A 12,997-nucleotide genomic window follows, 5' to 3' on the forward strand; every position below is an offset into this window, starting at 1 on the left:
GTGAGCATCACCCTGGCCCCGCCGCCGGTCACCCGCACGCCGGTCACGCCGGCCCGCCGCCGGTGGAGATCGACCCCCTACCTCCTGCTGATCCCGGCCACGGTGGCGGTGTTCGCCACGCTGCTCTACCCGGTCGGGCGCATGATCGCGCTCAGCTTCCAGCGCGGGAACCTCGGTGACCTGGTCACCCGGCGCACGGTGTGGGTAGGCCTGGACAACTACCGGTCCGTGCTCACCGACCCGGTGTTCTGGACCGTGCTTCCCCGTACCGCCGGATTCGCCTCGGTCTGTGTGATCTTGACATTGACCGTCGCCACCGGCGCCGCGCTGCTGCTGCAACATGCGAGCCGGTGGGCGCGGGTGCTGCTCTCGGCCGGCATGGTGATCGCCTGGGCCACGCCCGTGCTGATCGGCGCCGTGGTCTTCAAGTGGCTGTTCGACGCGGAGTTCGGCGTGGTCAACTGGCTGCTCACCGAGTCCGGGCTGTGCGACTGCCGGCATCGCTCCTGGCTGGGCGACCAGTGGTCCGCGTTCGCCGTGCTGGTCTCGATCGTGGTCTGGGGCGCGGTGCCGTTCGCCGCGCTGTCCGTCTACGCCGGGCTGCTGACCGTGCCGCCGGAGCTGGGCGAGGCCGCGCGGGTGGACGGCGCGGGCGGATTCCGGATCTTCTGGCGGATCACGTTCCCGCTGCTGCGGCCGATCTACGCGATCCTCACCGTGCTCTCCGTCATCTGGGACACGAAGGTCTTCCCGCAGGTCTGGCTCACCACCAAGGGCGGCCCGTACCAGGGCACCGTGATGCTGGGCGTCTACATCTACCAGAAGGGCATCGTCGGCTCGCAGTTCGGCGTCGCGTCCACGATCGCGGTGCTGATGACGGTGCTGTTGCTCGGGCTCTCCTGGATCTACATCCGGGCCATGCGGCAGGAGGCCCGATGACCCGCCGCGCGCTGGTGAACGGCGCCTGCGTGGTGCTCGCGGTGCTGTTCGTCTTCCCGGTCTACTGGATGGCGTCCACCGCGCTCAAGCCGGACGCGGACATCGTCAGCTACCCACCGGGCCTGCTGCCGTGGCCGATCGAGTTCGGGCACTTCGCCCGGGTGCTCGGCGACGGCGCGTTCTGGGCCGCGCTGCGCGCCTCGCTCACCGTCACCGTGACCGTGGTGACGGCCGGGACGCTGGTCGCGCTGATGGCCGCGGTCGCGCTGGCCCGGTTCACGTTCCGCGGCCGGACCGGTTTCGTGCTCGGCCTGATCATCGTGCAGATGATCCCGGGCGAGGCGCTGTTCATCCCGTTCTACCTGATGCTCCGCGAGGTCCGGCTGCTCGGTCAGCTGGCCGGGCTGATGCTGGTCTACCTCTCGATCACGGTGCCATTCACCGCGTGGATGCTGCGCGGGTTCGTCGCGTCGATCCCGGTCGACCTGGAGGAGGCCGCGGCGATGGACGGCGCGAGCCGCTGGCAGACGTTCTGGCGGGTGCTCTTCCCGCTGGTCGCACCGGGCCTGCTGGCCACCTCGATCTTCTCGTTCATCACCGCCTGGACCGAGTTCACCTACGCCTACGTGCTGATCAACGATCCGAGGAACTACCCGCTGCCGGTCTACATCCAGTCGTTCATCGGCCGCGACGACGTCGACTACGGGCCGCAGATGGCGGTCGCCTTCCTGTTCACGCTCCCGGTCGTCGTCTTCTTCCTGCTGGTTCAGCGTCGCGCCGTGGCCGGCATGAGCGCCGGTGCGGTCAAGGGCTGAGATCCCCCCTCGTTAGGAGCGAAAACCATGCCAACGGTACGGAAGACAGCGCTCGCCGCGGCCGCCCTGGTCACCGCGGCCGGCGGGCTGATAGCCACCGGCTCCGCATCCGCGGAGGCCGCGGCCGCCTGCGGTGTGCTGTTCGACGACTTCAACTACACGTCCCCGTCCGACAGCGCGTTCACCGGGCACGGCTGGACCGCACGGAACAACGCCGGCGGACCCGGCGTGCCCGGCGCGAGCTGGTCCGCCGCGAACATCTCGTTCCCGACCGTGGACGGGCAGAGGGTCGCACAGCTCCAGGCGTTCACGGACGGCACCGCGGCCGGGACCACGCACGCGGAGTTCCTGCAGACCGAGCGGCGGTTCTTCGAGGGCACGTACGCGGCGCGGATCAAGTTCTCCGACGCGCCGGTCAGCGGGCCGGACGGTGACCACATCAACGAGACGTTCTTCGCGATCGGGCCGGCGCAGCGCTTCGACTACGACCCGCTCTACTCCGAACTGGACTTCTCCGAGTACCTGCCGAACGGCGGCTGGGGCGTCACCGGGTCGATCAACTACCAGACCAGCTGGAACGGCTACCGCGAGGACCCGTGGGACCCGTACAACGCGCACTCCCAGCAGACCGGCAGCCTGGCCGGCTGGCACACCGTGATGGGCCAGGTGGCGAACGGTCACGTGCGGTACTTCATCGACGGCGTGCAGGTCGGCGACCACACGGTGTCGGAGAAGGACCCGGCGTGGAGCGTCTACCCGCGCGCGGCCATGTCGATCAACTTCAACCTGTGGTTCATCGACCTGGCCGCGCACACCGGCGGCCGGGCCACGTACCAGGAGCACGTGGACTGGGTCTACTACGCGAAGAACGAGTCCGTGTCGCCGGCCGACCTGAACGCGCGCACGGCCGCGTACCGCAGCGCGGGCCGGGTGCACGAGGACACGCTGGCCGGTGGCGGCTGCCCGGCCGGCCCGACCGCCACCCCGGGAAACCCGACGACCACCCCGACGGTACGGCCGACCACGCCGCCACCGGTCTCCTGCGCGGGCGCGAGCCCGTGGGCGTGGGGCACGGTCTACCTCGGTGGTGACCGGGTCGCCCACAACGGCCGGCTCTGGCAGGCGAACTGGTGGACGCAGGGCTCCGAGCCCGGCCTCACCGCCCAGTGGCGCGACCTCGGCCCCTGCTGACTGCCGCTTCGCTCCCGCCGCCCTTTCTGCTTACGTAGGGGGAGGGCGGCGTCACACACTCTGGAGGCCTCATGCTGATCCCCCGACCCGTCTCGATCTCGGACAGCTCCGGGTCCTTCGCGCTCACACCCGCGACCACGATCCACGCGCCGGACGCGCCGGAGGTCGCCGCGCTGCTGCGCGAGCTGCTCACCCCGGTCACCGGCCTGCCGCTGCCGGACGCGCCCGGCCCCGGTCCGCAGGTGGTCGCGCTGCTCGTCGACCCCGCCGCGACGGATCTCGGCGCGGAGGGTTACCGGCTGGACGTGGCCCGGACCGGCGTGACCGCGGTCGCGACCGGGCCGGCCGGACTGCGCTGGGCCGTGCAGGCGCTGCGGCAGCTGCTCCCGGCCCCGGTGTTCGCGTCCGGTCCCGTCCCCGACGCGTCCTGGACCGTCACGCCGGTCTCGATCGTGGACACGCCGCGCTATCCCTGGCGCGGGCTGCTGATCGACGTCGCGCGCTGGTACAAGCCGGTCGCCTGGCTGCGCACGGTCGTCGACCTGCTCGCCATGCACCGGATGAACGTGCTGCACCTGCACCTCACCGACGACCAGGGCTGGCGCTTCGAGGTGCGCAAACACCCGCGGCTGACCGAGGTGGGCGCGTTCCGCGCGTCGTCGCCGCGCGGGCACGAGACCGAAGGGCTCTCCGACGGTACGCCGCACGGCGGTTTCTACACCCAGGACGAGCTGCGTGACCTGGTCGCGTACGCGGCCCGGCGCGGCGTCACGATCGTCCCGGAGATCGATCTGCCCGGTCACATGCAGGCCGCGATCGCGGCGTACCCGCGGCTCGGCAACGATCCGGCGAACCCGCCCGAGGTGTGGACCCGGTTCGGCGTCAGCCACCGGGTGCTGAACGTCGCGGACGAGACGGTCGCGTTCGTCACCGACGTGCTGGACGAGCTGATGGACGTCTTCCCGAGCCCGTGGATCCACCTGGGCGGTGACGAGGTGCCGCTGGACGAGTGGCGCGCGTCCCAGGCCGCCGCCGAGCGGATCACGGCCGAGGGCCTGACCGGCGCCGACGACCTGCTCGGCTGGTGGATCCGCCGGGCCGCCGCGCACGTCGCCCGCAACGGCCGGCGTGCCGTGCTCTGGGACGAACTGGTCGGCCAGGCCGCGCCCGCGGCCGCGGTCGTGATGGCCTGGCGCGGCCACGACCGGATCGCCGCGGGCCTGCGCGACGGTCACGACGTGGTCGCCACCCCGCACGAGCACCTTTACCTGGACTATCCCGCCTCGGACGCGCCGGGTGAGCCGCTCTCCATCCGCACCGGCTACGCCGAGGGGCACGGGCCCACCACGCTGGACCACGTCTACGCGTACCGTCCGGAGCCCGCCGGCCTGCCGCAGGACCTTCCGTCCCGGGTGATCGGCGTGCAGGCCAACCTGTGGTCGGAGTACACACCCACCCCGGCCGGTGCCGAGTACAACCTGCTCCCCCGCCTGGCCGCGGTGGCCGAGATCGCCTGGGGCACCCCGTCCGCGACCTTCCACACCCGGCTGCGTGCCCACATCCGCCGCTTCGACGAGGCGGGGCTGAACTATCGCCCTCTGGACTAGCGTGCGCTGCGCCACTCTCGGGCTGTGGTCCCACTGCGCCGGCGCACACCTCAGCGACACCGGATTACCGCTGAGAGGAACACCGTGCTCGTCTCACCTCTCCACGTGCCGCTGACCTGCTGCACGCTGGCGGCCCGCTCAGTAACGCTCCCGGGCCGCCCCGGCGACCGGCCGTGGCGGCCCCGCAGCAAAGCGGGCCCCGCATCGCACTCGCGGCGCTCCGCGGTCACCACTCGGCTGCGGCCGATCTCCCCCGATGGTTACGCGAGGCGCGTGTTTCTCAGCCGCTCACACATGCCGCGCGATCTCGGGCCGTGGCAATCGTCAGATTCCATTCCCGCCGCGGGTCGTGCAGGGAGGAGCGCCAGCGACGACCGGTGCCCGCGGGAGCGTGCGGGACGTGGGCACGCCGGAAGCGGGAATATCGGATGTTGCGGGTTTATGATCCCATTCCGAGGCGCCGCATCGTGCGCAGCCACAGGTCGGGACGGCCCTCGTGGTCGTCGGCGTGGGCGCGGGAGCGGCGGGTCAGGGCGATGCCGAGCGTGCGGGCCGGTTCGGGGGGCCAGGGTAAGGGTTTGCGGCGGACCGTGACCAGGTCGGTGAGTTCGGTGCGGGTGCCGCTGAGCAGGTCGAGGCTGACGCGGGCGGCGAAGCGGGTGGCGGAGACGCCGAGGCCGGTGAAGCCGGCGGCGTAGGCGAGTTTGCCGGCGTAGGCGGTGCCGTGGAAGGCGAAGAGGCGGGTGCTGGCGTCGACCGGGCCGCCCCACCGGTGACTGAAGCGGACGTCGCTGAGCTGTGGGAACGTGGTGGCGAAGTGGCGGGCCAGCGTCTCGAACGACGTCGTGTTCTGTGCGAGCGCCGGTGCGGTCCGGCCGCCGGCGTAGAAGACCGGGTCGTAGCCGCCGAAGAGGATTCGCCGGTCCTGGGTGATCCGGTAGTAATGAAACCGGTTACCCAGGTCGGACACGCCCTGCCGCCGGCGCCAGCCGACGGACGCGAGCTGCGCGCTGGTCAGCGGCTCGGTCATCAGCGCGTAGTCGTAGATCGGCGCCACGAAATGGCGCAGGCGGCGCAGCAACGGCGGGAACGCGTGCGTGGCCAGGATCGCGCGCCCGGACCGGAGGCGGCCGTGCGCGGTGGTCAGCCGGATCGCGGTGCCCTCGTCGGCGAGCGCGGTGACCCTGGTGTGCTCGAAGATCCGCACGCCCAGCTGGAGCGCGACGCGGCGCAGGCCCCAGGCGAGGCGGGCTGGGTCGACCAGCGCGGTGCCGCGGCGGTCCCAGGCGGCGTAGAGGTAGGTCGGCGAGTCGACCTCGGCGCGGACCGCGGCGGAGTCGAGCAGACGCACGGTCCGGCCGTACGCCATGGCCAGCACCGCGCTCTCGGCCAGCTGCGCCACCTGGTACGCCTCGGTCGCCACCTTCAGCTCGCCGGAGCGAACGAAGTCGCAGTCGATGCCGTGCCGGGCCACGAACGACTCGATCGCGTCCAGGTTCTCGGTGCCGAGCCGCTCCAGCTGGGCCAGGGCGTCCGGGAAGCGGGCGTGACCGTTGGCGAGCCCGCCGGTCAGGCTGGTGGCGCAGAACCCGCCGTTGCGGCCGGACGCGGCCCACCCGCACGTGCCGGCCTCCAGCACGGCCACGTCCAGCGCGGGGTCGTCCTGTTTGGCGAGCACCGCGGCCCACAGCCCGGCGTAACCACCGCCGACGATCGCCAGGTCCGCGCGCCGGTCGCCGGACAGCGGCGGCAGCGGGTCGGGGCGGTCCGGACGGTCCAGCCAGTACGGGACCGGTGCGGCGTCCCGCAGCGCCCTCATGACCGGCGCCGGCGGCTGATGATCTCGCCGCCCACCACGAAGCCGACCGCGATCAGGAACATCGCGGTGCCGATCACGTTGACCTGCGGCGGGATGCCGCGCTGGGCCGCGCCCCAGACGTACATCGGGAACGTGACCGTAGTGCCGGAGTTGAAGTTCGTGATGATGAAGTCGTCGAACGAGAGCGAGAACGACAGCAGCGCGGCCGCGACGATGCCGGGCGCGACCAGCGGCAGCGTGATCCGGCGGAACGTCTGCCACTCGCCGGCGTAGAGGTCCATCGCGGCTTCCTCCAGCGCCGGGTCGAGACCGGCCAGCCGCGCCTTCACGGTCACCACCACGAACGACACACAGAACATCACGTGCGCGATCACCACGGTCCAGAAGCCGAGCGAGACGCCACCGGCCACGAACAGCGCCAGCAGCGACGAGCCCATCACCACCTCGGGCGTGGCCATCGGCATGAAGACCAGCAGGTTGATCGCGGAGCGGCCGCGGAACCGGTGCCGGACCAGCGCGAACGCCATCAGCGTGCCGAGCAGCGTGGCGACGAGCGTGGACAGCAGCCCGATCTGGACGCTGCGGCCGACCGCGTCGCACATGTCGCCGGGGCCGCACGGGTTGGCCCAGTTGTCCAGCGTGAACCGGTGGAAGTCGTACGACAGGCGGCTGGCCGGCTCGTTGAACGACAGCCCGGCCACCACGAAGATCGGCAGGAAGAGGTAGAGCAGGACGAGCAGGCCGACGGGCAAGACCCAATTGCGCCTCACAGCACCTCCTCCGTGCCGGAGCGGCGCACGTAGACGAACACGATGGCCAGGACCGCGGCCATCAGCAGGAACGAGAGCGCGGCCGCCTGCGGGTAGTCCAGCCGGACCAGGAACGCCGAGTCGATCACGTTGCCGATCATGTATTGCCGGGGCGTGCCGAGCAGTTCCGCGTTGATGTAGTCGCCGGCCGCCGGGATGAACGTGAGCAGCGTGCCGGCCACCACGCCGGGCATGCTCAGCGGCAGCGTCACCCGCCAGAACGTGCTGACCGGCCCGGCGTAGAGGTCGCTCGCGGCCTCCAGCACGCGCGGGTCGAGCCGTTCCAGGTTCGCGTAGAGCGGCAGCACCATGAACGGCAGGAAGTTGTAGACCAGTCCCATGATCACCGCGGCGGGTGTGGCCAGCAGCCGGCCGTCCGCGCCGAGCAGGTGCACCGCGCGCAGCGCCTCGACGATCACGCCGTTGTCGGACAGGATCGTCTTCCAGGCGAGCGTGCGGACCAGGAAGCTGGTGAAGAACGGCGCGATCACGCCGACCAGCATCAGGTTCTTCCACCGGCCGGCGCGGTGCGCGATCGCGTAGGCCAGCGGGTAACCGAGCAGCAGGCAGATCGCGGTGGCCGCGGCGGCGTAGCCGAGCGACCGGAGGAAGTGCCATTGGTAGGCCTCGAACGCGACCGGGTAGTTGCCGAACTCCCAGGTCATCGCGTACCCGGTGGTCAGTGAGCCGGCCGGGTCGTAGAGGCTGGTCGCGCCGAGCTGGACCAGCGGGATCACGAAGAAGATCAGCAGCCAGAGCCCCGCGGGGAGCAGCAGCAGGTACGGCAGCCACCTGCGCCGTGGGGCGCGGCGGGGCGGGGGCGCCGAGGTCCGGGACCGGAGAGCGGCGACGCTCATACCGCGTCCACCAGCGTGTGGGTCGAGTCGCCCGCGCCGGGTGCGCGGTCGAGCAGGAATGCGTGCGCGGGGTTCCAGGCGACCGTGACCTCGGTGCCGTTCGGCAGCGGGCCGCCCACGCCGACGTTCGGCGCGAAGACGGACAGCTCGGTGTCCCACGCGGTCCGGACCAGGTACTGCGTGCTGACGCCCACGTAGGAGGAGTCGGTGACGGTGCCGGTGACGTGCTGGAACCCGCTCGGTACGGCGCCGTCGGCCAGCAACGTCATCTTCTCCGGCCGGACGCCCAGGTAGACCTCGTCGCCGGTGGCCCGGGACCGGGCGGCCGGCACGCTGAACCGCGCGCCGTGCGCGGTGACCAGCAGGTCGTCGCCGCTGCGCCCGCCGCCGGACGCGGCCAGCAGGTTGGACTGGCCGAGGAAGTTCGCCACGAACGGCGTGGCCGGGAACTCGTAGATCTCGGCCGGCACGCCGAGCTGTTCGATCCGCCCCGCGTTCATCACCGCGACCGTGTCGGCCATCGTCATGGCCTCCTCCTGGTCGTGCGTGACGTGCACGAACGTGATGCCGACCTCGGTCTGGATGCGTTTGAGCTCGATCTGCATCTGCCGGCGCAGCTTCAGGTCCAGCGCGCCGAGCGGTTCGTCGAGCAGCAGCACCTGCGGGTGGTTGATCAGTGCGCGGGCCAGCGCGACGCGCTGCTGCTGGCCGCCCGAGAGCTGGGCCGGGCGGCGGTTGCCGAAACCGGCCAGCTCGACCAGCGACAGCATCGCCTCGACCTGCGGCTTGACGTTCTTCACGCCCTTGCGCCGCAGGCCGAACGCCACGTTCTCGGTGATGTTCAGGTGCGGGAACAGCGCGTAGCTCTGGAACACGGTGTTGACCGGCCGCCGATACGGCCGGAGCCGGGTGATGTCGGTGCCGCCCAGCGTGATCTGCCCGGCCGTGGGCTCCTCCAGCCCGGCCACCATCCGCAGCGTGGTGGTCTTGCCGCAGCCGGACGCGCCGAGCAGCGCGAAGAACGCGCCCTGCGGGATGGTCAGCGTCAGGTCGTCCACCGCGGTGAACTGCCCGAACCGCTTGGTCACGCCGGTCAGGCGCAGACCCTCGCCGTCAACACTCATGAAACGTCGCTCCGCTGCTCTCAAGCGCCGATGACGGCCTGGAACTTCTGCTCGTACGCCTTCTCGGTCGCCTCGTCGAGCGCCATGAAACCCTTCGCCTTGGACGTGACGGACTCGTCCGGGAAGATGAGCGGATTCGCCGCGAGCTCCGGATCGGTCTTCTCCGCCTCGGCCCGCGCGCCCTCCACCGGGCAGATGTAGTTCACATAGGCGGCGACCTCGGCGGCCACGGCCGGGTCGTAGTAATAATTCATCAGCGCCTCGGCGTTCGCCTTGTGCGTCGCCTTGTTCGGCACCATCATGTCGTCCGAATATTGGATGACGCCGGACTCCGGAATGACGAAGCGCACTTTCTCGTCCTCGGCGGAGAGCTGAATGACGTCGCCGGACCACGCCATGCAGGCCGCGATGTCACCGCCGGCCAGCTCGGTGGCGTAATCGTTGCCGGTGAACCGGCGGATCTGCCCGGAGTCGACCGCCTTCTGCAGCTTGGCGAGCGCGTCGTCGAACTGCGCCGCGGTGAAGTTCGACGGGTCGTGCCCGTTGGATTGCAGCAGCAGGCCGATCGTGTCCCGCATCTCGGCGAACGCGGTCACCCGGCCCTTCAGGTCGGGCCGGGTGAGCAGCTCGTCCACGGTGCGGATCTCACCGGTGACCGCCGCGTTGTAGGCCAGGCCGGACAGGCCGCCCTGCCACGGGATCGAGTATTCGCCCGCAGGGTCGAACGCCCGGTTGCGCAGCGACGAGAGCAGATTCGCCTGTACGTTCGGCAGCTTGCTGACATCCAGCTTCTGCAGCCAGCCGAGCCGGATCAGCCGCGCGCCCATCCAGTCGGTGAGCACCACGATGTCGCGATTCGTCGGCTGGCAGCCGGCGAGCTGGTTCTGCACCTTACCGAAGAATTCGTTGTTGTCGTTGATGTCCTCGGTGTAGGTGACCGCGATGCCGGTCTGCGCGGTGAACGCGTCCAGCGTCGGGTGCTTCGACTCGTCCTGGGCGTCGACGTCGAGGTACAGCGGCCAGTTGGAGAAGGAGAGCTTCTTCTCGGTGCCGGAGAGGTCCTCGCTGACGCAGGTGTCCTCGCTCTGCTGCTGCCCCTGGGTGCCGCACGCGGTCAGCGCCAGCGCGGACGAGGCCAGCGCGCCCCGCATCAGCGTGCGCCGGGAGACCGCGAAGGCGGAGAGGACCGCCGACGCCTCCGGCGACAACGGTGCACGGGGTGACTTACGCATTCACGGCTCCTGTGACAAGGGGTCCCGCTGGTGGCGAGAAAAGCGAGGATAAGGGGTCGCCCTAGATTAGACGAACGGGTCTCACATGCAAGACGCCTGCGGCCACAAGGGAATCCGTCGCGTGTCTGTCGCTGCGCAACGAAATACCGCAGACTTTGAGTCGGAACGGTTACGAAGGAGACTTCCGTATGGCCCAGAGCACACCGGCGGGTAACGGCCGGCGCATCACGGTACGCGAGGGGCATTCGTTGCTCGACGACGTGGCCAAGCAGATCATCGAGCAGCTGCAGGAGGACGGGCGCCGGCCGTACGCGGCGATCGGCAAGGCGGTCGGGCTGTCCGAGGCCGCGGTCCGGCAACGGGTGCAGCGCCTGCTCGACGCGGGTGTGATGCAGATCGTCGCGGTCACCGACCCGCTCCAGCTGGGCTTCCCGCGACAGGCCATGATCGGCGTCCGGACCACCGGGGACCTCCAGGCGATCGCGGACCGGCTGGCCGAGCTGGACGAGTGCAGCTACGTGGTGATCACCGCCGGATCGTTCGAGATCATGGCGGAGGTGGTCTGCCGTAACGACGACCATCTGCTGGAGATCCTCCAACGGATCCGGACGGTGGAGGGCGTGCTCTCCACCGAGGCGTTCGTCTACCTCAAACTACGGAAACAGACCTACAGCTGGGGTACGGCATAGTTGCGGAAACCGTAGGCAAATCGGTCAGCCAGCACGGTTTCCGTCGTCACCGCGCCTTGCCCATCACGGAATCGGTGTGCGATAACCGTAGAGACCGCTATGCCGACTTCGATGGGGCTGACCATGGGCACGCCGACCGACCATCTCTGGATGCACTTCACCCGGATGTCCAGCTTCCGCGGCGGCGAGGTGCCCACCATCGTGCGCGGCGAGGGCTCGTACGTGTGGGACTCCCGCGGTCGCCGCTACCTCGACGGCATCGCCGGCCTGTTCACCGTCAACGCCGGTCACGGCCGCACCGAGCTGGCCGAGGCCGCCGCGAAGCAGGCCGCGGAGCTGGCGTACTTCCCGCTCTGGGGCGTCGCCCACCCGACCGCGATCGAGCTTTCCGAGCGGATCGCCGGGCTCGCCCCCGGCGACCTCAACCGCGTGTTCTTCACCACCGGCGGCTCCGAGGCGGTGGAGACCGCGTGGAAGCTGGCCCGGGCGTACTTCCGGAAGACCGGCAAGCCGGCCAAGCACAAGGTGATCAGCCGCTACCTGGCGTACCACGGCACCACGATGGGCGCGCTCTCGATCACCGGCCTGCCCGCGATCAAGACCGACTTCGAGCCGCTGGTCACCGGCGGCGTCAAGACCGCGAACACGAACATCTACCGCGCGCCGGTGTACGGCGACGACCCCGAGGCGTTCGGCATCTGGGCCGCGGACGAGATCGCGCGCGCGATCGAACGGGAGGGCGCGGACACGGTCGCCGCGGTGTTCCTGGAGCCGGTGCAGAACGCGGGCGGTTGCTTCCCGCCGCCGCCCGGCTACTTCCAGCGGGTCCGGGAGATCTGCGACCGGTACGACGTGCTGCTCGTCTCGGACGAGGTGATCAGCGCGTGGGGGCGGCTCGGCGACTGGTTCGGTGCGCTGCGCTACGGCTACCAGCCGGACATCATCACCACCGCGAAGGCGCTGACCTCGGGCTACTCGCCGCTCGGTGCCACGATCGCCAGTGATCGGCTGATCGAGCCGTTCCTGCGTGACGGCGTGGCGTTCCTGCACGGCATCACGTTCGGCGGGCACCCGGTCTCGTCCGCGGTCGCGCTCGCCAACATCGACCTGATGGCCCGGGAGGACCTGAACGGGCACGTCCGGGCGAACGAGGCGGCGTTCCGGGCCACCCTGTCCAAGCTCAACGATCTGCCGATCGTGGGTGACGTGCGCGGCGACGGGTACTTCTACGGCATCGAGCTGGTCAAGGACAAGACGACGCGGGAGACGTTCGACGACGCGGAGTCGGAGCGGCTGCTGCGGGGGTTCCTGTCCGACGCGCTGTTCGAGGCCGGGCTCTACTGCCGCGCCGACGACCGCGGCGACCCGGTGGTCCAGCTCGCGCCGCCGCTGACCGCGGGCCAGGCCGAGTTCGACGAGATGGAGCGCATCCTGCGCGCGGTGCTCACCGAGGCGTACGGCCGGATCTGATGGAGTATCACGACGTCTCGTTCTGGATGTCCGGCGAGCGGCTCGGGGTGACGATCTACGAGCGCACACCGGTCACCGCGCTGACGCCCGGCAGTGGCGAGCGCAGCGGCGGCGCGCATACCGGCGACCGCGGAGGCGGGCACGGGCGGCCGCACGGCGCCCGCGGTGTCGCCGGGACGCCGTTCGGCCGGGTGCGGACGGACGTGCTGGTCCGGGCGACCGAGGGCTACACCGCCACGCTGCCCGGCGCACGACGCACGCTGGCACCGCTCTACTCGCTGATGATCGCCACCGCGCCGCTGCCCGCGTCGTTCTGGGCTGGCCGCGCGCGAGACGTTCAGCGACCACCGCCACCTGATCGTCTACGGTCAGCGAACCGATTCAGACCGCTTGGTGACCTCGTCCATCGCCTCGGGCGAGCAGCACACATGACAAGGCCCCCGAA

At 70.5% G+C, this 12,997-nt stretch carries 11 protein-coding genes; 6 read left to right on the forward strand and 5 right to left on the reverse strand.

Annotated features, from left to right (window positions below; all coding sequences use genetic code 11):
* The 4 genes from J2S42_RS17105 to J2S42_RS17120 all read left to right on the forward strand — a co-directional run bounded on the left by J2S42_RS17105 (position 1) and on the right by J2S42_RS17120 (position 4,552).
* On the forward strand, positions 1-939 hold the full coding sequence (locus J2S42_RS17105; RefSeq protein WP_307240352.1) for a carbohydrate ABC transporter permease: 939 nt from the start codon (positions 1-3) through the stop codon (positions 937-939).
* Positions 936-1,754 (forward strand): carbohydrate ABC transporter permease, encoded by an 819-nt coding sequence (locus tag J2S42_RS17110; RefSeq protein WP_307240353.1) that lies wholly within the window; start codon positions 936-938, stop codon positions 1,752-1,754. The genes J2S42_RS17105 and J2S42_RS17110 overlap by 4 nt, the downstream gene beginning before the upstream one ends.
* Positions 1,755-1,781: 27 nt before the next feature.
* The gene (locus tag J2S42_RS17115; RefSeq protein WP_307240354.1) at positions 1,782-2,945 is read left to right on the forward strand and encodes a carbohydrate-binding protein; all 1,164 of its coding nucleotides are present in this window, start codon (positions 1,782-1,784) and stop codon (positions 2,943-2,945) included.
* Between the two features lie 71 nt (positions 2,946-3,016).
* Positions 3,017-4,552 (forward strand): beta-N-acetylhexosaminidase, encoded by a 1,536-nt coding sequence (locus J2S42_RS17120; RefSeq protein ID WP_307240356.1) that lies wholly within the window; start codon positions 3,017-3,019, stop codon positions 4,550-4,552.
* Positions 4,553-4,991: 439 nt separating this feature from the next.
* Here J2S42_RS17120 and J2S42_RS17125 read toward each other — a convergent pair whose 3' ends face one another.
* Genes J2S42_RS17125 through J2S42_RS17145 form a run of 5 tightly spaced genes read right to left on the reverse strand, consistent with a single transcriptional unit; the run spans position 4,992 to position 10,393 of the window.
* Entirely contained in the window at positions 4,992-6,371 is a 1,380-nt protein-coding gene (locus tag J2S42_RS17125) for an NAD(P)/FAD-dependent oxidoreductase (protein WP_307240357.1), read from the reverse strand.
* A complete protein-coding gene (locus tag J2S42_RS17130; protein WP_307240359.1) occupies positions 6,368-7,141 on the reverse strand; it encodes an ABC transporter permease in 774 nt (257 codons plus the stop codon). Before J2S42_RS17130 ends, J2S42_RS17125 begins: the two co-directional genes overlap by 4 nt.
* The gene (locus J2S42_RS17135; protein WP_307240360.1) at positions 7,138-8,037 is read right to left on the reverse strand and encodes an ABC transporter permease; all 900 of its coding nucleotides are present in this window, start codon (positions 8,035-8,037) and stop codon (positions 7,138-7,140) included. Before J2S42_RS17135 ends, J2S42_RS17130 begins: the two co-directional genes overlap by 4 nt.
* The gene (locus tag J2S42_RS17140; RefSeq protein ID WP_307240362.1) at positions 8,034-9,161 is read right to left on the reverse strand and encodes an ABC transporter ATP-binding protein; all 1,128 of its coding nucleotides are present in this window, start codon (positions 9,159-9,161) and stop codon (positions 8,034-8,036) included. Before J2S42_RS17140 ends, J2S42_RS17135 begins: the two co-directional genes overlap by 4 nt.
* A gap of 20 nt (positions 9,162-9,181) precedes the next feature.
* Positions 9,182-10,393 (reverse strand): ABC transporter substrate-binding protein, encoded by a 1,212-nt coding sequence (locus J2S42_RS17145; protein WP_307240364.1) that lies wholly within the window; start codon positions 10,391-10,393, stop codon positions 9,182-9,184.
* A gap of 188 nt (positions 10,394-10,581) precedes the next feature.
* Between J2S42_RS17145 and J2S42_RS17150 the strand changes: the two genes are divergently transcribed.
* Both J2S42_RS17150 and J2S42_RS17155 read left to right on the forward strand, forming a co-directional pair.
* Positions 10,582-11,082, forward strand: a complete 501-nt coding sequence (locus J2S42_RS17150) for an Lrp/AsnC family transcriptional regulator (RefSeq protein WP_307240366.1) — start codon at positions 10,582-10,584, stop codon at positions 11,080-11,082.
* 123 nt (positions 11,083-11,205) lie between these two features.
* Positions 11,206-12,552 carry an aspartate aminotransferase family protein gene (locus J2S42_RS17155; protein WP_307248803.1) on the forward strand — a complete coding sequence of 449 codons (1,347 nt, stop codon included), beginning with the start codon at positions 11,206-11,208 and terminating at the stop codon, positions 12,550-12,552.
* The last annotated feature ends 445 nt before the right edge of the window (positions 12,553-12,997 follow it).

The organism is Catenuloplanes indicus, from assembly GCF_030813715.1.
GTDB classification, from domain to species: domain Bacteria; phylum Actinomycetota; class Actinomycetes; order Mycobacteriales; family Micromonosporaceae; genus Catenuloplanes; species Catenuloplanes indicus.